Here is a 20,498-nt window from a genome sequence, read left to right on the forward strand (position 1 = left end):
CCCGCCGTGCATGGCCGCCACCTGACCCGCAAGGGGTCTGCCTGGGTCTTCCAGATGCGGGTGCCCGCCCGCTTCAACTTTTCGTTGAAATCCTCGCCGATCCGAATCACGCTTGGAGCAATCCCAAAGCGTGCGGCGCAAGTCGCTGCTCGGGTCCTTGCGGTCACCGCAAGCATCCATCTCGAGCGTGAGAGGTTCCACGACATGGCCGAGGCTGGCATCAGGACACCGGATCCCCGGTCAACAGTCGCGTCCCTGCTTCGGGACGATTTCAAATCGATTCTCCTGCTTCTGCGCGGACTGGACGACGCAGACCGGTGCCAGCCGTCTGATGCGACACTTGCCCCCCGGATGGTCGCCGCCGGGCTGGATGGCCTGGCCGATCTCGTCGCGGACCGCACCACCGGCAGCGCGCTGGCGCGAAATCAGGGGGCGGCCCTGGAATCCTACTTTCGGAGGGTCATCACCGACGAGGGGACAGGCCGCGAGCATCTGGGCGAACCTCCCTTGCCGCCACGGGAACCGGCTGCGGACATCGCCAAGGTGCTCACCGTCGTCCAGGACGTGCAGGCCAAGCAGGCGGCCATGGAGGCGAAGCTCGCCGCCGCGACCGCGGTGAAGCATGGTCCGCTGTTTAGCGCCGCGGCGGACGCCTATCACGAGAAGCTACGCTTGGCGCATGGCGATGGATATGACGAACTCAAATACGTGCGTCATCGCAAGGCCGTTTTCCTGCAATTGTGCGGGGACAAGCCGGTCAACCAATACACGCAGGACGACATCCAGAACTTCGTCAATGACGTCCGCCACCTTCCGCCCAACATTTCCAAGAACCCCGATTACCGGATTGAAGACGTCCGACGATACATTGCCGAGGCCAAGGCGCGGGGGGCCAAGGGACTGAGCGAGAGCACGTTGGTCAACAACTACCTCGGCAAGGTCAAGACCATCCTGCGCGACGGCTGCGCCAGCGCGGGCATTCCCTTCACCTTGGAGGGCGTGCGGATCGTCATACCCAAGGGCGTCCCCAAGGCGCGCCACCGGCTGGCGCCCGACTACGCCGCGCTGAACCGCGTCTTCCGTGCCGGTGTTGAAAGCGGAATGCTTGCCGAGGCGCTGTTGCCGCTGCTGGGCTTCCTGACCGGCCGCCGGTTGGGGCTGCTCACCTTCCTGCGCCGGGAGGACATCCAGCGATACCATGGCTGCTGGGTCGTTCCGCCGCGCGACAGCGTATGGAACGGCGAGCGGTGGGTGACGGTGCCGTTCAAGACCGACGAGTCCCTGACCTACTTCGTGCTGCATGACGTGCTGGCCGAAACAGGCTTCATCAACTGGGCGCAGCGGGGTGAGGGCTTCATGTTCAAGAGCCTGCACGAAGCGAAGGACCCGGCCGACACCGCCTCGAAGCGGATGGCGCGCCTGTTCCGGACCGCCGGTCTGGACCCCAGGCTGTTCACCATGTTTCACGGGCTGCGGCATGCGAAGATTGCCCTGGACCGGGAATTGAAGATTGATCCGCGCGCCATCCGGCTCCAGGTCGGGCACGAACTCGGCGGCGTTCATGACAACTACGGCGACCACGGCATGAACCGCAGCGAACTCGCCGCCGTCGCCCGGGCTGAGTTGCCGCCGGAGATCGACCTGAGTGTGTTCCGGGGCCTCGACTTCGAGGCGCTGGCCGCCGTCCGGCCGAGGCGAGGTCGGCCGCGAAGGGAGTGACCAATCTCGCCGATCAGAGTTGCCCCTTGTTCGGCCCGCCGGAGGCGTGGCTGAACGAATCGGGACGCCCCTCGTCCCGACGCCACCGGCCCGGCCGTCGCGCGCAGCGCGGGTCAAGGTTGGCGAAGCCACCGCGGAGCGGCGCGCCGCAGGCGCGACCTTGATGCGCGTGAGCACGGCGGCAGGGTGACGGCGAGGGAAAGCGGATCGCGGGGGTCTCGGGGGCGGCGCCAGTCCCCCGGGCAGGTCCAGGGCGGCGCCCTGGCAGGGAGGCCGTCCGGCCGGGGCAGCGCCCCGAGAGGACCCGACAGCTATGGAGCGCAGGGCGAAGCCCGGAGCGGAATAGCGGTAGTCGGTCACTACGCGAAGTGGCTGCCTCTCCGTTTCCTTGTGGCTTGCATCCTTTCGCCGAACAGATCGCAGCATGGAGGCGCTGGGATTCCAGTTCGTGCACATCGAGGGCTACGCGCGGAAAGCCGACGCGCGGGGCCGGTCGGTTGATTTCGTCCTCGCGGAAGCGGAGCGGCGGCCGGATTCCTGCGCCCATGTCGCGGCGCCCGCGCCGCCGGAACTGGTTTTCGGCCTTCCGCTGGCGGATTTGCGCGCGCTTCACGACGCACAGGCCGAGGCTGCCCGCGCGACCATAGCCGGTGGGAAAACGCGGCGTATCCGGCAGGACCAACTGACCCTGCTGACCGTGGTCGCCTCGCACCCCGCCACGGTCGCCGAGACGCAGCGGAATCCCGCCCTGGCCGCGGAGGTCGCCGTTTGGGAGGCGCGGGTCGTGGCGTGGCTGCGGGAGCAATGGGGCGACGATCTCGCCACTGTCGTCCGTCATGTGGACGAAGCCCACGCGCACCTTCACGCCTACATCCTGCCGTCGGACGCCGAGATGCGGGCGCGGCGCCTGCATCCGGGCGTCGCGGCCAAGGAGAATGCCAAGGCCGCTGCGAGTGCCGGAGGCGCCGATGCCTAAGCGGCGAACGCGGCCGGGGACGTCGCCTATCGCGCAGCCATGCGCGCCATGCAGGATGGATTCTGGCGCACGGTCGGGATTCCTTGCGGCCTCGCACGCATCGGACCGGCGCGACGTCGGCTGACGCGGGCCGCCTGGCATGCGGAGAAGGCCGCCGTCGGCGCCGCGGCGGAAGCCTTGCGGATCGCCGACACCGCGCGCGCCGAAGCAGACGCCGCCCGGCAGGACGCCGCCCGCGTGACCGGCGCGGCCGAGGAAAAGCAGGCCGCCGCCGTGTCCTTGCAGGTGCGCGCGGAAGAAGCTGCCGCCCGCGCCGGGGAGGCGATCAGGACCGCCCGGGAGCGCGCCGCCGAAGCACGGGCGGCGGCCGACGCCGCGCAGGTGGAGCGCGCGGAGGCGGAACGGCGGGCGCGGGCTATGGAAGCGCGGGGACGGCGCCTGCTGCGCCAGGCGCAGGGTGAGGCCGGGCGCGTCCTTGGCACCGCGCGGGCCGAGGCCGACCGCATCCGGCGTGGCGCGCGCGGTCTCGGGGCCTGGCTGGGGGCGCTCTGGCATGGCGTGCTCGGCACGGCTCCGGCGGCGGTCGCGCGGAAGGCGGCGGGCGCGGCCCGCGCCGAGGAGCGCAGGCTCGTCCTCGGCCGCATCACGGCGGCGGACGCCGAGGCCGACCGGCTGCGCGACCGGCTCCGCGCCACCGAGGAAAGACTCGCCGCCACGTCCGGGGCCGCCGCCTCGCTGGGTGCCGAGCGTGACCGGCTGGCGCGCGAGGTTTCCCGCCTCCGTCCGGCGGCGCCTCCGGCCCCGGAGGCGGTCCCGGAGGCGCCAGCACCAAGGAGAAAGCCATGATCGTCTTTGGCCTGCTGGGGCTCGCCCCCGGCGACGACGCGGAGTCGCCGCCGCCCGATGCGCCCGACCGAGTGTTGGTCCAATGGCTTGAGGCGCGGCTCGGGCGCCTGCCGGTCTGGTTCGAGGTGCTGGAATTGCGGTCCCTGCTGCGGGCGCTGGTGCGGCGCTGGGCGTGGTGGGCCTGGTGGCGCCGCTTCCGTCCGCTCCGGCTCCCGGCCCGGGAGGATTTGGTCGCTGATTTCCTGGCCTTGGCGGAGGGGCAACTCCTTCTGCGCGCGCTCGGCGGCAGCATGGCGGCGCTGGTCGCGCAACTGCGCCTGCCGGACCCGTTCGCAGGCTACGACGGCCGCCATCCGACCGCTTCGCGCCCGACCCGTCTGGAACGGCTCCGCGAGCGCGTCGCCGGGGGCGGCGCCGTGCCGCTGTGGGCGCAGGCGGAGGCCGCGACCGCCTACGCCACGTGGAAAGTGACCGGCGTGCCGGTGCTGGCGCCGGGCTTGATGCCGGAGAGGGTGGACTTCCTTGCGCCCGCCCATGCCGCCGCCCTCAACGTGCTGTCGCCCGGGGCGGCCATGGCGTTCGCCGCGCGGCTGCGGGCGGCGCGGTGCAGCGAGGCCGGGCGCCGCGCTGCCCTTGGGGAACTGGCGCGGATCGGGACGGAAGCCATGGAACTCTGGCCGGACGTCGCCCGGCGTTCGGCAACGCCGCCGCTCGGGCTGTGGCCGCCAGCCGCCCCGGAGGACGGCGCCCCGCCGCGGGTTGCCGCCCCGGCGCCGCGGGGCGGCCCTTCGCCATGATGGGCGGCGGCAACCGGCGCAAGCTGGTTTTCCTTGCGCGCCGGTCCGGCGGTGGTCACAGCGGTGCGGCGGATCAGGCCGCCCGGCGCCGTTGTCGGCCCCTTGGACCGGCGGGTGCCTCCGCCTCCTGTCGCAGGCGGGCGAGGGTTTCCTCGGCCGGTTCGTCGGCGGCGTCCTGGGGGACGAGGTCGCCACGGAAGGCGGCATCAAGGATTTGCCGCTCCAATCGACTGAGCAGGTCGTGGCTCGCCCGGGCCTGACGTTCCATTTCGTCAGCAACCTTCAGGCGCTCCTCGACCAAATTCACGAGGCGGGCTTGCTCCGCCTCCGGAGGGATAGGGAGCGCGAAACTGGCAAGCTCGGTCATGCTGACGTTGTATTGTCCCGCTGAACTCGCCGCCTTCGCGAAGACCTGGTCACGAATCATGGGCGAATGCCAGACAAGCGCGATCCACCGCCACAGCGTGTCATTTCCAACCAGCCGGAAGCGAATGAGATAGGACGCAAAATAGACGTCGCGTTCCAGGGATTGCCGCACGACTGCACCTCGTCCTACGAGGTCCGGGCTGCCATTCGTGCGAACAATAAGCAGGTCTCCCGGCGCAACGGCTTCGCCGGGAACCAAGCCCAGGTCTCCTGTGGCAAATTTCAGGTCGGATAAGTCGACTGCCCCCCGTGCGACGTTGGGGATCCGTAGAACGGGAGAGCCGCTGGCTGCGGGGTCGCACTTCTCGGATGTGCCATAGGAAGCAGCCCAAGCAAGCTGATCCAGGCTGGCCAGAGTCCACCCGGCTGGCAGAGAGTCGGCGTAGTGCTCGACCGGCCTGACGGGCGAGGGAAACCGATCCTTCCAGTTGTCTTTCAAGCGGCGCCCCTTGGCGGCAGCACGGGCAAGCTCACTCTGTTCCCAAAGCTGGCGCCTCTCACTCGCCAGCCGGTCCATGAACACGCCACTTTCTTCAGCGGACGTCCCGCTTCCGCTTCGGTCAGAAGTCAGTTCGCCTGATATCGCTGCGGCGACAAGGGCATTGCGGAACCGCTCGGCAAGGACAAGGGTGCGGTCGAGGTCGTTCCGGGCGTCCCGGATGGCGCCGAACAGCGCTTCGATGCGCGCCACGATCCGGCGCTGCTCGGCCAGCGGCGGCACCGGCATGGGAATCCGGGCAAGTGACTCCCCGGGCAGATGCTTGATGGTCGTCCCGGTAAGGAAATCGTTCAGGCCGCCATTTTGGGCCATGCACCGGAGGAAGAGAGGCAGCCACTCGGGCAACAGCGCAGGGCCGCACCGGGCTCGGTGGATCGCCTTCTGGAACTTGATGTCAGTGGGACCGCGCCGCCAAACCGCCGCACGTCCTGGCTCGCCGCCCTCACAAATCAGGACATCGCCGTCTCTGACGGAAAATTTCTCAACCTCGTCTGGCTTGAAGCGCATCTCGGCCAAGCTCGACAGGTCGAACGCGAACCAACGGACGTTGATGTTTCTCAGGTAGGGGCCAGCGGTGCCTTCAACGTTCTTCTGGCGGTCCAGCATTTTCCCAAGCTGAAGATCCGCGAGGGAGCCAACCGGCGCGGTGGCCCACCCATTCGGCAAGGATTCGGGCATCGGTCAGGCGTCCAGTCCCGTCGGAGCCAATTCCTCGGCCAGCGCCTCCGCCCGGGTCAGCGCCCGGCGCAGGTGCTCCACCATGGCGGCGGCTATGTCGGTCGGGTCCTCCAAAGAGTCTTCGCCCGCTTCTTCAGCGCCGCGCAGCCACGCAATGTCCAAATTGTCCTGCCGGTCCGCGATGGCAGCCCGGCTGAAGCAGCGGAACCGCCCTTCCTCTCCCTGGTCCTGGCGCGGCGCCTTGCCGAGCGGGTCGTCGCCGAACGCTGCTTCGAAAGCGGCGAAGTCCTCGCGGGTCAGCGGGCGGGTTTTGCCGAACGGCGCCTGTCCGGTGCGCATGTCGTAGATCCAGACGTCGCGCGTGTTGCCATGGTTGCTCCGGCCGCGGGTGAAGAACAGCACGTTGGTCTTCACGCCGCCCGCGTAGAAGATGCCGGTCGGCAGGCGGAGGATGGTGTGCAGGTCGCACATCGCCATGAGTTGCTGGCGGACGGCGCGGCCCGTGTTGTCCTCGAATAGCACGTTGTCCGGCACCACGACGGCCGCCCGGCCGCCCGGGGCGAGGTTGCGATAGACGTGCTCCACGAAGGCCAGTTGCTTGTTGGAGGAGCCACGCGTCTCCACGAAGCTCGCCCGGTTCGGGCGCTCGCCGCCGCGCTTGGTGCCGAAGGGCGGGTTGGTGACGATCAGGTCCGCCCGGGACAGCGCCTCGCCGTCGGAGGAGAGCGTGTCGCCCATGCGCACCCGGCCTTCGATGCCGTGCAGCATCAGGTTCATGAGGCAGAGCCGGTGCGTGTCGTGCACCAGTTCCAGGCCGGTGAAGGCGTCCTGGCGCTGGAAGGTGCGGTCGGCCTCGCTCAGGCTGTAGAGGTCATCCGTCTGCTGCTTGACGTAGTGGTCGCAGGCCACCAGGAAGCCACCGGTCCCGGCCGCCGGATCCTGGATCACCTCGCCCGGCTGGGGCTTCACCAGATGGATGATGCTGTCGATCAGCGGCCGGGGGGTGAAATACTGCCCGGCGCCGCTTTTCTTCTCGGCGGCGTTGCGTTCCAGCAGGTCCTCGTAGAGGTCGCCCAAGCCCTCCTCGCGGGCGCTGAACCAGTCCAACCTGTCGATGGCCTCGGTCAGGGCCTTGAGGTTGGCGGGCTTGCGGAGCTTGGTCTGCGCGTCGGCGAAGATGTCGGCGAGCAGGCCGCGCCGGGTCTCGGAGAGCTTCAGCAGGATGGCGCGGTAGAGGTCGAGTTGGGTCTGTCCGACGGCCTCGGCGAGCGGCGCCCACCGGCAGTCCTTCGGGATGGATTTCTCCATCCCGGTCTCCTGCGCCATCTTGAGGAACAGCAGATAGGTGAGTTCCGTCACGTAATCCTGGTAGGTGACACCGTCGCCGCGGAGGACGCTGCACAACTGCCAGAGCTTGGCGCCAATATCCTTGACCGTCCGTCCTTGCGTCAACTCGCCTGTCTCCAGATTTCCTCGTTCAGGTCGCCCAGGATCTCACCCAGGCGCCCGCCGAAGCGGCGGTTGAGCCCTTCGAAGCCGCCCACGTCAACCTTGAACTGGCCGGTGTCCAGGGCCTCGCGGTCCACCACGGTTTCCCGCTCGATTTCCTCGCCCAGGCGGCGAAGCCAGCGTTGCTGGATCGGCGTCCACGTCTCCCGGTCAAGGATGGTCTTGAGGGCGCGCCGGACCCGGTCGGCGTAGGGCACCAGCGGGTCACCGAGGGCGGCCTGACGGACGTAGCCGATGATCGAGGCGGCGATATCGGCGCTGCCCGCCTGCTCCCAGGCCCGGCGGACCTGAGCTTCCGGATAGCCGCTGTCGTCCAGCGCCCGGCGCAGGCTGATCAGGGTGGCGCGGTCGAGGTCGCGCGGGCGCTGCACCACCACGGCCAGGGCGGCGATGCGGTTGAGGTTGGTGCGGACGAAGGCGGCGAAGGCGTCGATATAGTCCTCCGGTCGGGTGATGCTGCCATCCTTCCCATAGCCCCGGGTGACGGAGCGGATGGCGTCCGGGTGGTTCGAGACCGGCAGGGGCGGCGCCGTCCCGCGGGCCGGGTTCCAGTCCAGGATGGCGCCGAGATCCGCCGGACGGTCCCGCAGCCAGGCGGCGACGTCTCCGGGGGGCGCGTGGTCGAGCCGGTGCAAGGTTTCCTCCGGCGTCTCCCCGGCCTGCTGCCGCCACAGGTCGCGGGCCGCCGGGGCGAGGTTGCGCAGGCGGCGGCGCAGCTTGACGCGGATCTGCTCGGCAAGGATTTCGCGATGGCTGTCCTTCCCGGCCGCCGCCAATTCCTGCAACAGGGTCTCGAAGGAGAACACCGGGGCGACGCCGACCGGCTTCATGTCGGAGAGGCGCGACAGGGTGGGGTAGAGGTCCACCGCGTCGAAGATGCGGAAGGTTTCCTTGGCGATCTCCGGGCATGGGCGGGTCGCCCGGCCGACCATCTGGTCATAGAGGATGCGGGAATTCACCCGCCGAAGGAAAACCAGGTTGGTGATGCGCGGGACGTCGATGCCGGTGGTCAGCAGGTCCACCGTCACGGCGATCTTCGGCAGGTCGTTGTTGCGGAAGGACAGGATCAGGTCGTCCACGCGGTCAATGTCGCCGGTGACGCGGCGGACGGCGCCGTCCGGCAGGGCGCCATAGGCGGCTTCCATGGCGCGCTTCACCTCGGTCACCACCAGGTCGGCATGGCGGCGGTTGACGGCGAAGATGAGGGTCTTGTCGGGGAGCGAGGGGTCGATCTGCCGCGCCAGTTCCTCGGCGACGGTCCGGTTGAAAGCCGTGGTGATGACCCGGCGGTTGAAGGATTCGACGTCGAAGTCCAGGTCGTCGGGCGCGTCGGCGGCGCGGAGTTCGCCGGTGGTAGGGTCGAACAGGTCCAGTTGCTCGCCGCGGCGCCAGTGGATGCCGTCCGCTGACAATTCCGTCTCGATGCGGATCGGCGGCTCCTGGTCGATCAGGAAGCGGTCGGCCACAGCCTGGCGGTAGCTGTATTCGAACACCGGGGCGCCGAAGATGTCCTTGGTGTGCAGCGCCGGAGTGGCGGTTAGGCCGATCTTCACCGCGTCGAAGTGCTCCAGGACGGCGCGGTATTTCGACTGGTAGTCCGCCTGGTCGCGGAACTCGATTTCCTCGCCGGTCATCTCCCGGTCGAGGAGATAGCCGCGATGGCACTCGTCCACCACCATCAGGTCGTATTGGTCCACCGGCGGGGCGGGGGCGTCGCCCGGGAACAGCACGCGGCGGACGAGTCCTTGGATGGTGCAGATGTGGACCTGGGTGCTGTCGTCCGGGGTGACGTGCTTCAGCCCCTTGATGCCAAAGGTCTCCGCGAAGGTGGTGGTGCTGACGATGCGGGTGTCGCCGAACTCGCGCTCGGCCTGATCGCCGAGCGTCCGCCGGTCCACCACGAAGCAGATCCGGCGGAACCGGCGGGCGTCCAGGAGCCGGGACAGGAGCGCGATGGCGAGCTTGGTCTTGCCGGTGCCGGTCGCCATGGCCAGCAGCATCGCCCGGCGCCCGGCGGCAAGCTCCTCCTCCACCTTGCGGATGGCGGCTTCCTGGTAGCGGCGAAGCTCGAAGCCGAAGTCGAACGGCTTCGCCCGGAGCGCGGCATCGGCGGCGGCGATGTCCTGGCCGAGCAGCGCGCGCAGACCGTCCGGGGAATACCAGCCGTCCAGGGCACGGGCGTGGTTGGTTCCGCGGCGGACGTCGCGGAACCAGATGCCGGACTCAGTCTCCATCTGCTTGAGGTACGGGCGGCCGTTGGCGGAGAAGACGAACGGCGCCCGGAAGTCATCCCACGGCCCACCAGCGGGGTCGGCGTCGGACGCCAGCCGGACGGTCCGGCTGTAGCGTTCCGCCTGGGGAAGGCAGGCCGCGACGGCCCGGTTGCGCTTCTTGGCCTCCACCATGCCAAGCAGGGTGGTGCCAAGGAAAAGCGCGTAGTCGGCCGGACCGGAATCGGTCGGCCATTCCGCAATCGCCATGGCGCGCCCGCGCGCCGGTCGGACACCGGCGGCGTGGCGCAGGGTGGCGCTGTCCACCTCCCACCCGGCGTCTCGAAGCTGCTGGTCGATGAGCGTGCGGGTGGCGGCCTCGTCCAGGGCGATGCCGCGATCGGCTTCGGTCGCCGCCTCGATCAGGGCTTCCACCCGTTCGGGGGGCGCCGCGGCGGCAGCCTGGGCGGCGGCAAGCTCGGCCGCCATCGCGGCGCGGTGCGCCTCGGCATCGGCGAGTTGGCGTTCCAGGGCTTCCCGCTGCCCGGCTTCCTGGCGACGCCGTTCCTCCGCGGAGAGGCGCGCGGCCTCCGCCGCCTCCTGGGCTTCGCGGGCGCGATCCACGCTGGACAGCGCCGCGGCGCGTTCCTCCCGGAGCCGGACGATTTCCTTGGCGAGCGCGGCGGCAACCCGCTCCGGGGCAGGGGGCGGGGCGAAGGGCGCTGGCTGGAACTGCGGTGCGCCGCCATAGGACCGATGGAACCACACGCCGAGTTGCCAAGCGAATTTGAGGCAGGAGAGCGCCGTCTCGTGGTCGCCGAAGCCCTCGTGCGCTGCCTTGTTGCCGAAGGTGCGAAGCTGGTGGAACAGGCGCGCGGCCTCCCGGGGGACGGCGCCCCGGTCTTCCAGGCGGCGGAGAAGATCAACCTGCCGCACGCCGTCCTCGGGCAGGTTTCGGGTACTTGCCGCCACGCGGCGCGCGAGTCCTTCGCCGAACAACCGCAGCTTGGTCAGCGCCGCGTTGGGGTCGGTGCGGAAATAGGTCTCGGCGAGGGCGGCAAGACGAACAAGCTGGATGTCGTGCCCCGCGAGAAAGCCGAAATTCTTGGATGGCGCTGCCGTGTCTTCGCTCATCCTGGCGCCCTTGCCGCTCCTCTTCAGTCGGGGGACCGACGATAGAAGCGGCAGGGCCGCTGCACAACTGAAGGCGCTGCCGGTCGTGGGACCGGCAGCCTGACGGTCCGGTCAGCGGTCGGCGTGGCGGCGCAGCGCCTCTGCCATGCGGTCGGCGTCGTCCTCGGCGAGCCACCGTATCAGGACGTCGGTGCCGTCCGGGAGGGTGGCCGACAGCCTGCCGGAGCGGACCGGCCCCGGGGCAAGGCGCTTGAGGACCGGCGCGGTCGCGCGGGGGCGCCGGATCAGGATCCAGCCGCGGGCGATGTGCTCCACGGCGCCGGAGCAGGTCCGGGAGAGGCTGGAGGGCTTTGGGCCGCTGAACCAATGGGGCCAGCGCACCCGGACGCCGTCGATGCGTTCGCCGACCATCAGGCCATCCCTCCCGCCGGGCAGGCCGCCGCGGCGAGGATGTCCGCAGCCAGGTCCACGGAGCGGACGCGGAGGTCGTCCAGGTGACGCCCCCGGAAGCAGCCGACCGGCAGCCAACGCTCGCCGCTATGGGAGAGGAGGCGAAGTTCGGCGCGCCAGCCGGTGCGGCCCATGGGCGCAATGTCAACAGACATGACATGCCCGGTCTCGGCGCGGAGGCGGATGTGTTCGTGAGTGAAGATACGCATGGAAGGTCGGACCTTTCCGTTGGTGGATAACCTACGGTCCGGCCAGCCGATGCAAGGGACAACGACGGCGCGAGCAAGATAAGGATGCCGCGCAAAAGGATTTCCTTTCGTCGGGCGATTTGCCGACTTTCTTGATCCAGGGAATCCGCGCCTGTCAGACTCGCAAAAGGTTGGTCTCGATTTCGGAGCGGACAAATGGGGCGGCTTCTCGGGTATGGGCGCGTGAGCACCGGCGATCAGGATCTCGCCCTTCAAGTGGATGCGCTCCGGGCCGCGGGGGTCACCGAGGAGAACCTGTTTACCGACGTGGTGAGCGGCGCCCGGGCGGACCGACCGGGCCTCTCCGCGTTGCTGGCGGCGGCGAGCCCGGGCGACACCATCGTGACCTGGCGTTTGGACAGGCTTGGACGTTCCGTTCTCAATTTGGCCGACCTGGCTGAACAGCTTCGCGCCCGCGGCATCGGCATACGGAGCCTGTCCGATGGCGTGGACACGTCCACGGTGGGCGGGCGCCTGCTCTACGGTTTGCTGAGCGTGCTGGCCGAGTTCGAGCGGGAGACGATCAAGGACCGGGTGCGTGCCGGGATGGCCGCGGCCCGCCGCTCCGGCGTGCATTGCGGACGACGCCCGACGCTGAAGGCGGAGCATGTTGCCGACGCCCGGGTGAGGCTGGCCGCCGGGCAGACGGCGCGCTCCGTCGCCCGGTTCCTCCGCGTATCGGAGGCCACGCTCTATCGCGCCCTGGCGAGACATCCGGCGCCGGTCGCCTCGCCCCCGGCCGCCTGACGCACACGCTTCCCCCGAGCCTGCCGGGACTCGTTTTCCTTGTCGCGGATTTCAGTGCCGGTGGAGGGGGTGGCGGACATTACCAGGGTATCTCCGGGTCTCCTTCCCCGCCGCCGACTGGCTCAGGCGGCCGCCATGGAGGATGGGCGGTTGCCATGCGGGTTGGCTGGCGCGGATTCCGGGATAGCCGTGGTCGCCTCAGTAGAAAGGAGTGCGCGCCGCGCGGCGGCGACAGCTTCGGCGACCTGGTAGGTTTCGGCGATTTCCCCGAAGGCAATGCCTTCCCGTCCCCGGACCCGCATCGCCGGGCGCATCGTGCCGTCACCGAAATCATGCAGAACGAGCCGCAGGAGCCGGGCGCCGGTGGTCGTGAACAGGCGCTCGCGCAGGCGGGCGATGGCTGGCAACCGGCGGCGCGGCCGGATGGTGACGTGCCCGTCGGCTTCCTCGATGACGGCCAGGCCGTCCCGATCAAGCTCGCCTTTCCACCGGCGGAACGCGCCGACGGCGCGGGTCATGGCGAGGTGCCGCGTCTGACGGTGGAACTCGACAAGGTTCTCGGGCGAGAACGCCAATCCGTCCTCATTGGCCTGCCGGATGGTCTCCGCAAGGGACTTGCTCTCGTATTGGGCCAGGGCGCCGGGGTAGCGTTCCGCCTCCTCCGATCCGCCGGTCAGGGAGTCCCACCACGACCAGCCCGAGGTGCGGAAGTAGGCACGCATCTCGTGAAAGTCCTCGATGCTGCCGCGGGTGGCAAGATGGAAGTGCATGTCAACTTCCGCGCCGTGCTGGGCGATCACGCGGACTTCGGAGCAAACCAGGTCGCAGGCGAGGCCGGGCGCGAACCGTTTGCATCCGTATCGCAGGCGTTCGCCGAGCCGCTTGCTGTCACGGGCGTGAACCTCGCGAAGCTCCGTCAGGCGGACGACAGACACCGGCGCCCTGACGACCACCTGGATCGCCCGGGTGATTCCTTTGGCGCCACAGAAGGCCGCGTATTCCCTGCCCCATTTTGTCTTCAGCGCATGCGCCTCGTCGGCGAAGCCGTGCCACCGGCGCCGCTGCCGTCCGAGGTAGTCGCGCAGGGCGCCGCAGGTGGCGAGGTCGAGCATCGTGTCGCCATCGAGGGCCGCATACACCTCGTCGTCGCACAGGCCGCCCCGGAGCAGGTCACGCGCGGTTTCCTCTGCTTCCTGGCGCCGGTCACGCGCGGCCCGCGAGAGCGCGATGTCGCGCTTCCGTCCTGCCCCGGGGAAGGTCAGCGCATCGGTGTCGTCGGCGGCAAACCTGTTGACAGCTTGGGGTGTGAAGGGCTGGCGGTCCGAAAGGGTCCGTTCGGGCCGCCCGGGCGTCACCTACTGCCCGAGAAAGCGGCGGAATCCTTGAGGTCGGCGCGTGACGAGCGCATGCTGATTCCGTTCGATGACAAAATGCCGGGCGGAGGGCTGGCAGGCCCGATGATGCCCGGCTCTTTTATGAGGCGGTGCGATCCCTGCCAGGGTCAAGGGTCTTGTGCACGGCGTCGTGAGGCTGGGCCAGAGGTAGGCCCGCCGCTCTCCGAAGGGCGCCGTTTGACCGCGTGATCTCGGGTGAGGGTGAGGGAAGCCCGCGCGCGCCGCATGGCGCCCTCGGATCCGGGGCTTGCGTCCGGATTGTAAGCCGTATAGTGTCCGCAACGGCTCGGCGCTGCCGATAAACCTTTGATTTTCCGTGTAGAATCGGAAAATGTGCGGAGTGTCCCATCCCCTCCGCCATCTGCTTTCCTCGACCGGAAGATACAGCGCCCCTGATGTGGGGCCACGATTCCGGACCATCCCCACGCCACATCCGACCAGGCCGGGCTTCGTCCACGGCGATCCGCCCGTCGCGCAGGCGTCCCGAAGGCCGAACCAGATCGTTTGTCACCGGGAAGGGGGAAAAAGGCTGCGGGCCAAAGGAGGGGGGCTCTCGGAACCAGATCGGGGGTTGGTAGTGATTGGTACCGCGCCCGCAGCAATGGGAAAATGCCGCAGGTGACCGGTTGAATCCAGCAACCCATGGTTGAGAAATCTCAATTTTGATCGAATTCTTTTTCTTTCATGAGATTCTCTGGCCAAAACATCCCTGCGGTTGTGTGCCTCGCAAGTCGCAGGGTCCATCGCGATTGTGAATGTGGCGTCTCCCGATTCCCGAGGCCCTTCAACTGGCCTGGATGATCGCCAGATTTCATTGTGACCACGACCGGGGGCCTGACCGCGAGGCCAGGACCTGATTCGAGAAGAGGAGGTCGTATGGCCGGAAACGCACCCGACGACGAAGCACGCATCCGCGAACTCGCCTATTTCCTGTGGAAGGACGCCGGCTCCCCGGAAGGCATGGCGGGCGCGCACTGGGAACAGGCGAGCCGGCTGCTGTCCGGACAGGCTTCCGGGGGCGAGCCGCTGGAGATGCAGGCGGCCGCCGCGGCCAAGGCCGAGGAGGAAGCCAAGGCCGTCGCCGCCAAGGCCCGGAAGCCGAAGGTGATCGGTACGGCCGCCGCCGAGGTGAAACCGGAAACCAGGAAGGCCGCGCCAAAGGCCGAGAAGGCGCCGAAGGCCGACAAGCCCCCCAAGAAGCCCAAGGCCAAAGCATGACGGTGGATGCCGGGCTGTTCCGGGACGCAGCCATGTCCAGGCCGAAAGGGACATGGGTGCCGCGCGGGCGCAGCCTCGGCATCTCGAAAACCGCGACGACGCCACAGAAAGCTGTTTCACAATTTCTTGGGGTCGGGCATTTTACCTTCAACAGAGGTGTCGGGAGCGCATCTGGTGGCTGATTTCTGGGCGGACTGGGGCGCGCTTGCATATGTGGCGGCGGCCTGTTGGGCTTTCTTCGAAGGCGAGACCTTCGTGCTCCTTGCCTCCGCAGCCGGACGGGCAACCGGGCTGATCGATCCCTGGATCCTGATGCTCTCGGTCTGGGGTGGCTCCTTCCTCGGCGACCAGCTCTGGTTCACGCTGGGGCAGCGCTATGGCGCCAAGGCCGTGCGCAAGATCCCCGGGGCCGAGCGCCGCCTGACCCAGGCGATGGGCATCCTGGAACGCTATGGCGCCCTGTTCGTCCTGACCTTCCGCTTCGCCTATGGCATCCGCAACGTCGCCGCCGCCGCCTGCGGCGTGGCGGGGATGCCGCGGCTGCGCTTCATGACCCTGAACTTCGTGGCCGCCGGGATCTGGGCCGCCGCCTTCGTGGGCGCGGGCTGGTTTGCCGTGGCCTGGCTGGGCGAGAAGAACACCTTCTATGCCCTCGGGGCGATCGGCTTCGGGGCCATCATCTTCCTGGCGGTGAAGCTGATCCGCCAGCGCCAGCGCCGCAACCGCGCGCTGGTCGCGGCCGAGTAGCCGCCCTTCCGCTCCACGGCATCGCCCGAACCCATATGGCCCGAGACGGGGCGCCTTCCTCCCGGAAGGCGCCCCGTTCCGCGTTCAGGCGGAGGCGCGTGGCTCGTAGGGTGCCTCCAGGGAGGCGATCTCCTCCGGAGTGAGCATGATCTCGGTCGCCGCCGCCGCATCGGCGATCTGCGCCGGGTCGGAAACGCCGAAGATCGGCGCGGCCATCATCGGCCGGCTCAGCAGCCAGGCGAGCGAGACCTGCATCGGCTTCACCCCGCGCGCCGCCGCGATGGCCATCACCGCGTCCAGCACGGCGAAGTCGCTTTCCCGGTAGAGGCCATCCGCCAGCTTGTCCGTCTTCGCGCGCTGGCTTTCCGCCCCCGCGCGGCTGCGGTTGCCGCCCAGGAAGCCGCGCGCCAGGGGCGAGTAGGGGACCAGCCCGACGCCCTGCTCCAGGCAGAGGGGGATCATCTCCCGCTCCTCCTCCCGCTGCACGAGGTTGTAGAGGTTCTGCATCGCCACCGGCTTCGCCCAGCCGCGGTACTGCGCCACGGCGCACATCTGGGCGAAGCGCCAGGCCGGCATGGTGGAGCCGCCGATGTAGAGGACCTTGCCGGCGCGGACCATGTCGTTCAGCGCCTCCATCACCTCCTCGATCGGGGTGACGGCGTCCAGCCGGTGGATCTCCAGCAGGTCCACGTAATCCGTGCCGAGCCGCTTCAGCGAAGCGTCGATGGCCTCCCGCAGATGCTTGCGCCCCACGCCCGAGCCGTTGGGCCGGTCGCTCATCGGGCTGCCGATCTTGGTGGAAACCACCACCTCCTCGCGCTTCGCGAAGCGCAGCAGGGTGGCCCCGATGATCCGTTCGCTCTCGCCGAGGTTATAGACATCGGCCGTGTCGAAGAAGTTGATCCCGGCATCGAGCGCGGTCCGGAAGAAGGGCTTCGAGCCTTCCTCGTCGAAGGCGCCCCAGGCCCGCCGTCCGGCCGCGCCCCAGGAATTGCCGCCCAGGCAGACCGCCGAGACGGTGAGGCCGCTGCGGCCGAGCTGTCTGTACTTCATGGAGCGAGTCCCCTTCGCTGCTGTCGCATCGCATCGGTCTGCCGCAAAGCCGGGCGCGGCATAAGCCGTCTCCGGAATGCCGGGCGATAGAGACGGGGCAGGCAGCCCGCCCGGAGTTCCGGCGTTGACCGGGTGGCATGTCCGCCCGGCAACGGGACACCACACGGAGGAGAAAAGCATGAGCGACGTCACGGACCCGGTGCCTTTCCCGGCCGAGGCCGATCTGGCGGCGGTGGCGCAATCGGCGACCGGGCCGGTGGGCCGCTTCCAGATCGTCTGCAGCGGGCTGCCGAAGGGGGGCGTGGCGGCCTTCCTGATCGACACCACCGACGGACGTTCCTGGAGCTTCGACGGCGAGAGCTGGACGCCGCTGCCCTACAGCATGGAACGCCCCGAACCGGCGCCCTGAGCGCGCGACCACGCGGATTCGGATGCCCCGGGGGCTGGCTGCGGGCGGCCGGTCGTGGTTGTTCTGCGGAATCGCATTTCCGGAGGCTCGACCATGGCCAATCCCCCGACCGGCTTCGATCACGGCGTCACGCTGGAAGCCACGCAGACGATCCTGCGCGAGACTCTGGCGGAAGGCCGCCGCCTCGGTCTCGCGCCCCTGACCGTCGTGGTGCTGGACCAGGCGGCACAGCTCAAGGGCATGTTACGGGAGGATGGTTGCAGCCTGCTCCGCCCCGGCATCGCCCAGGGCAAGGCTAATGCGGCCCTGGCGCTCGGCTTCGGCGGCCGCGAGCTGGCGCGCCGCGCCCAGAACATGCCGGCCTTCATGAACGCCCTGTCCGACCTCACCGGCGGCTCCGCCGTGCCGGTGCCCGGCGGCGTGCTGCTGCGGGATTCCGCCGGCAAGGTCCTGGGCGCCGTCGGCGTGTCTGGCGACCTGTCGGAAAAGGACGAGGCCGCCGCCGTCGCCGGGATCAAGGCTGCCGGCCTGGTGCCCGACACGGGGGACTGAGCGCCTTCAGGCGGCATCCCCGACCGCTTCCCCGGCCGTGCCGGGGAGGCAACCGGCGGAGGAACCGGGCGACATCCGCGCCTGCATCTCGCGCGCCGTGGCGAAGAAGCGTTCCGTCAGCGGCGCGACGAAGGGGTTCTCCTGGGTGATTGTCCGGAACAGCGCCTCGGAATCGTCGCGCACCGCCTCCACCGCCCGCATCAGTTGCTCGAAGCTCGGCGTGGTCTGTCTGGGGCGCGGCAGGTCGAGGCTGTCCACGAGCCGGGCGACCAGATGGGTCAACCCCTGGACTTGCGCCATCTCCCGGTCATGCGCCTCGGCGGTGGAGCGGATCACCGTCAGGCCGAGCGCGCGTTCCAGGAACCGCTCCACCAGCCTGTGCCGGCCCCCGCGCCCCGGGCAGACAGTGACCCGCAGCCCGGCGATCCCATGGCGCCCGCTGTTCGGCCCGAAGAGCGGATGGGTTCCCACCAGTTCCACCGAAGCGGGCAGCACCGCCCGCAGCAGGCGCAGCGGTTCCAGCTTCAGGGAACAGGTATCCACCACCAGCGTGCCGGGGCGCAGATGCGGGGCGATGGCGGCGCCCGTCGCCGCGATCTGAGCCACCGGCACGGCGAGCAGCACGAAAGGCTGCGCCGCGGCCTCCGCCAGGCTGGCGGCGCGAACCCCGTGGCGGGCGGCGATCTCCCCCAGGTCGGGCCGCGGATCGGCGAGGTGGATACGGAAGAAGGGGCGCAGATGCGGCAGGCAGAAGCCGCCGAAGGCGCCCGCGCCGATCAGGCCGAGGCCGGGACGGGACGGTTCATCCGCAGGGGCGGGGAAGGTGGTCATGATATCGGCGCTCCGGAAGGAGCCGCCGGAGGGACGCAGGAACGAGTGTGCCGCCTTCCGGCGGCCTCGTCTCAATCGGGAATGACTGATCCTTGCCGCGCCATGTGGGGGCGCGGGTAATAGCTTCGCCGGACGGGCTGGGCCTGGATCATGCGCTGCATGATGACACGGAGCCGCCTCGCGTCAATGCCGGCCCTTTCCCGCGGATACCACCCTTGCGGGACGCCGCGCCCGGGCGGAACCTGCGGCCCCCCGCGAGGAGAGATGCGATGAGTCGGACCGAGACCGTGCTGCGACACCTGGACGAGCAGGAGGCGCAGCTCCGCCAGCGGTATTTCGAACTCCTCCGCATCCCCAGCGTCAGCGCCCAGCCCGCCCATGCGGCCGATTGCCGCCGCACCGCCGAGTTCCTGGCTGCCGAGCTGAGCGCCATCGGCTTCGAGGCGCGGGTGCGCGACACGGCGGGCCATCCCGTGGTGGTGGCGCACCATCCGGGGCCAGCGGACGGGGCCGCGCCGCACCTGCTCTATTACGGCCATTACGACGTGCAGCCGGCCGAGCCCTTCGAGCTCTGGACCAGTCCGCCCTTCGAGCCGACGGTGATGCCCGGCCCGCATGGCGACCGCGTCGTCGCGCGCGGCGCGGTGGACGACAAGGGACAGGTGATGACCTGGCTCGCCGCGCTGCGCGCCTGGCACGAGGTCGGCGGTGGCATCCCGGTGAAGGTCACGGCGCTGATCGAGGGCGAGGAAGAGGTCGGATCGCCCAGCCTCGACGCCTTCCTGAAGGAGAACGCCGGGGAGCTGAAGGTCGCGGATGTCGTGGTGGTCAGCGACACCAACCAGTGGGACTTCGACACCCCCGCCATCTCCACCCGGCTGCGCGGCATGGCCTATGTGCAGATCGACCTGCGCGCCGCCTCGCGCGACCTGCATTCCGGCATGTATGGTGGTTCCGCGCGCAACCCGATCAACCTGCTGACCCGCATCCTCGGCGAGTTGCAGGACGAGGACGGGCGGGTGCAGATCCCCGGCTTCTATGACGGGGTGGAGCCGGTCTCCAACGCCCAGGCGACGCAATGGGCCGAGCTGGGCTTCGACGAGGCGCGCTTCCTCGGCGATGTCGGGCTTTCCGTGCCGGCGGGCGAGCGCGGCCTCGGCGCGCTGGAGCGTCTCTGGGCGCGGCCGACCTGCGACCTGAACGGCATCTGGGGCGGCTATACGGGCGACGGCTCCAAGACGGTGATCGCGGCCGAGGCGCATGCCAAGCTCTCCTGCCGCCTCGTCGGCAGCCAGGACCCGGCGAAGGTCGTGGCAGGCATCAAGGAATTCGTGCAGTCGCGGCTGCCGAAGGATTGCACCGCCGAGGTCCAGGTCTTCGGCCTCGCCGCGCCCGTGGTGGTGCCGGTGGAGAACCGCTTCGTCGCCGCCGCCAAGGAGATCCTGACCGAGGAATTCGGCAAGGCGCCGGCCATGATCGGATGCGGCGGCTCCATCCCCGTGGTGGAGAGCTTCAGGCGTATCCTGGGCCTGGACTCGCTGCTGATGGGCTTCGGCCTGGATGACGATCAGGTGCACAGCCCGAACGAGAAGTTCGAATGGCGCTGCCTGACCCGCGGGGCCCGCGCCCAGGCCCGGCTGCTCGGCAAGCTGGCGGGGTGAAGGCACAGGCCGGGAGGAGACCGCCGGAAGGGACAGGTTCCCTTCCGGTCATCGCGCTCCCGCAAGATGGAGGCGCCATCCCGTGCGGGGTGGCGCCCCCGGCGCGCGGATCAGCCGCGCGGCGCCAGTTCCGCCTTGAGCGCCTGGATGCGGCTGCGCAGGCTCTCGCGCAGGCTGGGCGAGGCATGCGCCTTCATCCCCGCCAGGGTCTCCTCCAGCTCGCGCAGGAGGCGACGCTTCTCCTCGCGGTTCCGCTGGATCGGCTTGTTGTCGCTGAACTGGCCCTCGAAGGCACGCATCGGGCTCACATCCCCTGAACACTGTGTGAACACAAGCTATTCCACCGGGCGGAAAACGGCAAAGGGGGCCGGACGGCTGCCCGCCCGGCCCCCTC

Annotated in this window: 19 protein-coding genes; 10 read left to right on the forward strand and 9 right to left on the reverse strand. The window is 69.4% G+C overall.

Features of this window, described 5'->3' with window-relative positions; translation table 11 throughout:
* Window positions 1-6: 6 nt before the first annotated feature.
* The 4 genes from RGI145_RS07945 (at window position 7) to RGI145_RS07960 (ending at window position 4,338) form a co-directional block, all read left to right on the forward strand.
* Complete coding sequence (locus tag RGI145_RS07945) at window positions 7-1,719, forward strand: site-specific integrase (protein WP_156878473.1); 1,713 nt, start codon at window positions 7-9, stop codon at window positions 1,717-1,719.
* Between the two features lie 424 nt (window positions 1,720-2,143).
* Window positions 2,144-2,695, forward strand: a complete 552-nt coding sequence (locus RGI145_RS07950; protein WP_075797923.1) for a plasmid recombination protein — start codon at window positions 2,144-2,146, stop codon at window positions 2,693-2,695.
* A gap of 48 nt (window positions 2,696-2,743) precedes the next feature.
* Window positions 2,744-3,541 carry a hypothetical protein gene (locus RGI145_RS07955; RefSeq protein ID WP_156878474.1) on the forward strand — a complete coding sequence of 266 codons (798 nt, stop codon included), beginning with the start codon at window positions 2,744-2,746 and terminating at the stop codon, window positions 3,539-3,541.
* Window positions 3,538-4,338 carry a hypothetical protein gene (locus RGI145_RS07960; RefSeq protein WP_075797925.1) on the forward strand — a complete coding sequence of 267 codons (801 nt, stop codon included), beginning with the start codon at window positions 3,538-3,540 and terminating at the stop codon, window positions 4,336-4,338. Before RGI145_RS07955 ends, RGI145_RS07960 begins: the two co-directional genes overlap by 4 nt.
* Before the next feature lie 73 nt (window positions 4,339-4,411).
* Here the strand turns inward: RGI145_RS07960 and RGI145_RS07965 are convergent, their stop codons facing one another.
* From RGI145_RS07965 to RGI145_RS07985, 5 genes are all read right to left on the reverse strand, one after another.
* Complete coding sequence (locus tag RGI145_RS07965; RefSeq protein WP_075797926.1) at window positions 4,412-5,941, reverse strand: restriction endonuclease subunit S; 1,530 nt, start codon at window positions 5,939-5,941, stop codon at window positions 4,412-4,414.
* A 3-nt stretch (window positions 5,942-5,944) separates the two neighbouring features.
* Window positions 5,945-7,393, reverse strand: coding sequence for a class I SAM-dependent DNA methyltransferase (locus tag RGI145_RS07970; protein ID WP_075797927.1), 1,449 nt, complete (start codon window positions 7,391-7,393; stop codon window positions 5,945-5,947).
* Window positions 7,390-10,794, reverse strand: a complete 3,405-nt coding sequence (gene hsdR, locus RGI145_RS07975; protein ID WP_075797928.1) for a type I restriction-modification system endonuclease — start codon at window positions 10,792-10,794, stop codon at window positions 7,390-7,392. Before hsdR ends, RGI145_RS07970 begins: the two co-directional genes overlap by 4 nt.
* A gap of 111 nt (window positions 10,795-10,905) precedes the next feature.
* Window positions 10,906-11,205, reverse strand: a complete 300-nt coding sequence (locus RGI145_RS07980) for a hypothetical protein (protein ID WP_075797929.1) — start codon at window positions 11,203-11,205, stop codon at window positions 10,906-10,908.
* On the reverse strand, window positions 11,205-11,399 hold the full coding sequence (locus RGI145_RS07985; protein ID WP_156878475.1) for a hypothetical protein: 195 nt from the start codon (window positions 11,397-11,399) through the stop codon (window positions 11,205-11,207). Before RGI145_RS07985 ends, RGI145_RS07980 begins: the two co-directional genes overlap by 1 nt.
* Window positions 11,400-11,675: 276 nt before the next feature.
* On the opposite strand from RGI145_RS07985, the gene RGI145_RS07990 reads away from it, so the two are divergent.
* Complete coding sequence (locus RGI145_RS07990) at window positions 11,676-12,239, forward strand: recombinase family protein (protein WP_237183244.1); 564 nt, start codon at window positions 11,676-11,678, stop codon at window positions 12,237-12,239.
* 122 nt (window positions 12,240-12,361) lie between these two features.
* Here the strand turns inward: RGI145_RS07990 and RGI145_RS07995 are convergent, their stop codons facing one another.
* Window positions 12,362-13,594, reverse strand: a complete 1,233-nt coding sequence (locus tag RGI145_RS07995) for a hypothetical protein (RefSeq protein WP_075797932.1) — start codon at window positions 13,592-13,594, stop codon at window positions 12,362-12,364.
* Window positions 13,595-14,509: 915 nt separating this feature from the next.
* Here RGI145_RS07995 and RGI145_RS08000 point away from each other — a divergent pair.
* Window positions 14,510-14,851, forward strand: coding sequence for a DUF2934 domain-containing protein (locus tag RGI145_RS08000; protein ID WP_075797933.1), 342 nt, complete (start codon window positions 14,510-14,512; stop codon window positions 14,849-14,851).
* Between the two features lie 174 nt (window positions 14,852-15,025).
* Window positions 15,026-15,598, forward strand: coding sequence for a DedA family protein (locus RGI145_RS08005; protein ID WP_075797934.1), 573 nt, complete (start codon window positions 15,026-15,028; stop codon window positions 15,596-15,598).
* Between the two features lie 84 nt (window positions 15,599-15,682).
* On the opposite strand, the gene RGI145_RS08010 is transcribed toward RGI145_RS08005, so the two are convergent.
* Window positions 15,683-16,651 carry an aldo/keto reductase gene (locus RGI145_RS08010; RefSeq protein ID WP_075797935.1) on the reverse strand — a complete coding sequence of 323 codons (969 nt, stop codon included), beginning with the start codon at window positions 16,649-16,651 and terminating at the stop codon, window positions 15,683-15,685.
* Between the two features lie 178 nt (window positions 16,652-16,829).
* Here RGI145_RS08010 and RGI145_RS08015 point away from each other — a divergent pair, with 178 nt between their 5' ends.
* Together RGI145_RS08015 and RGI145_RS08020 are read left to right on the forward strand one after the other, a co-directional pair.
* On the forward strand, window positions 16,830-17,060 hold the full coding sequence (locus RGI145_RS08015) for a hypothetical protein (protein WP_027280911.1): 231 nt from the start codon (window positions 16,830-16,832) through the stop codon (window positions 17,058-17,060).
* A gap of 93 nt (window positions 17,061-17,153) precedes the next feature.
* Window positions 17,154-17,612 carry a GlcG/HbpS family heme-binding protein gene (locus RGI145_RS08020; protein WP_027280912.1) on the forward strand — a complete coding sequence of 153 codons (459 nt, stop codon included), beginning with the start codon at window positions 17,154-17,156 and terminating at the stop codon, window positions 17,610-17,612.
* A 6-nt stretch (window positions 17,613-17,618) separates the two neighbouring features.
* Here RGI145_RS08020 and RGI145_RS08025 read toward each other — a convergent pair whose 3' ends face one another.
* Window positions 17,619-18,443, reverse strand: coding sequence for a prephenate dehydrogenase/arogenate dehydrogenase family protein (locus RGI145_RS08025; RefSeq protein ID WP_075797936.1), 825 nt, complete (start codon window positions 18,441-18,443; stop codon window positions 17,619-17,621).
* Between the two features lie 269 nt (window positions 18,444-18,712).
* Here RGI145_RS08025 and RGI145_RS08030 point away from each other — a divergent pair, with 269 nt between their 5' ends.
* Window positions 18,713-20,104 (forward strand): dipeptidase, encoded by a 1,392-nt coding sequence (locus RGI145_RS08030; protein WP_075797937.1) that lies wholly within the window; start codon window positions 18,713-18,715, stop codon window positions 20,102-20,104.
* Between the two features lie 110 nt (window positions 20,105-20,214).
* On the opposite strand, the gene RGI145_RS08035 is transcribed toward RGI145_RS08030, so the two are convergent.
* A complete protein-coding gene (locus RGI145_RS08035) occupies window positions 20,215-20,403 on the reverse strand; it encodes a hypothetical protein (RefSeq protein WP_027280915.1) in 189 nt (62 codons plus the stop codon).
* Window positions 20,404-20,498 lie beyond the last annotated feature (95 nt).

The sequence above is a fragment of the Roseomonas gilardii genome, assembly GCF_001941945.1.
Classification (GTDB): Bacteria; Pseudomonadota; Alphaproteobacteria; order Acetobacterales; family Acetobacteraceae; genus Roseomonas.

What these genes read in the sequence shown, in the direction of transcription:
- RGI145_RS07950 (WP_075797923.1), top strand. Translation starts at nt 2,144, where the DNA reads ATGGAGGCGCTGGGATTCCAGTTCGTGCACATCGAGGGCTACGCGCGG.
- RGI145_RS07955 (WP_156878474.1), top strand. Translation starts at nt 2,744, where the DNA reads ATGCAGGATGGATTCTGGCGCACGGTCGGGATTCCTTGCGGCCTCGCA.
- RGI145_RS07960 (WP_075797925.1), top strand. Translation starts at nt 3,538, where the DNA reads ATGATCGTCTTTGGCCTGCTGGGGCTCGCCCCCGGCGACGACGCGGAG.
- RGI145_RS07965 (WP_075797926.1), bottom strand. Translation starts at nt 5,941, where the DNA reads ATGCCCGAATCCTTGCCGAATGGGTGGGCCACCGCGCCGGTTGGCTCC.
- hsdR (WP_075797928.1), bottom strand. Translation starts at nt 10,794, where the DNA reads ATGAGCGAAGACACGGCAGCGCCATCCAAGAATTTCGGCTTTCTCGCG.
- RGI145_RS07980 (WP_075797929.1), bottom strand. Translation starts at nt 11,205, where the DNA reads ATGGTCGGCGAACGCATCGACGGCGTCCGGGTGCGCTGGCCCCATTGG.
- RGI145_RS07985 (WP_156878475.1), bottom strand. Translation starts at nt 11,399, where the DNA reads ATGTCTGTTGACATTGCGCCCATGGGCCGCACCGGCTGGCGCGCCGAA.
- RGI145_RS08000 (WP_075797933.1), top strand. Translation starts at nt 14,510, where the DNA reads ATGGCCGGAAACGCACCCGACGACGAAGCACGCATCCGCGAACTCGCC.
- RGI145_RS08010 (WP_075797935.1), bottom strand. Translation starts at nt 16,651, where the DNA reads ATGAAGTACAGACAGCTCGGCCGCAGCGGCCTCACCGTCTCGGCGGTC.
- RGI145_RS08015 (WP_027280911.1), top strand. Translation starts at nt 16,830, where the DNA reads ATGAGCGACGTCACGGACCCGGTGCCTTTCCCGGCCGAGGCCGATCTG.
- RGI145_RS08020 (WP_027280912.1), top strand. Translation starts at nt 17,154, where the DNA reads ATGGCCAATCCCCCGACCGGCTTCGATCACGGCGTCACGCTGGAAGCC.
- RGI145_RS08025 (WP_075797936.1), bottom strand. Translation starts at nt 18,443, where the DNA reads ATGACCACCTTCCCCGCCCCTGCGGATGAACCGTCCCGTCCCGGCCTC.
- RGI145_RS08030 (WP_075797937.1), top strand. Translation starts at nt 18,713, where the DNA reads ATGAGTCGGACCGAGACCGTGCTGCGACACCTGGACGAGCAGGAGGCG.
- RGI145_RS08035 (WP_027280915.1), bottom strand. Translation starts at nt 20,403, where the DNA reads ATGCGTGCCTTCGAGGGCCAGTTCAGCGACAACAAGCCGATCCAGCGG.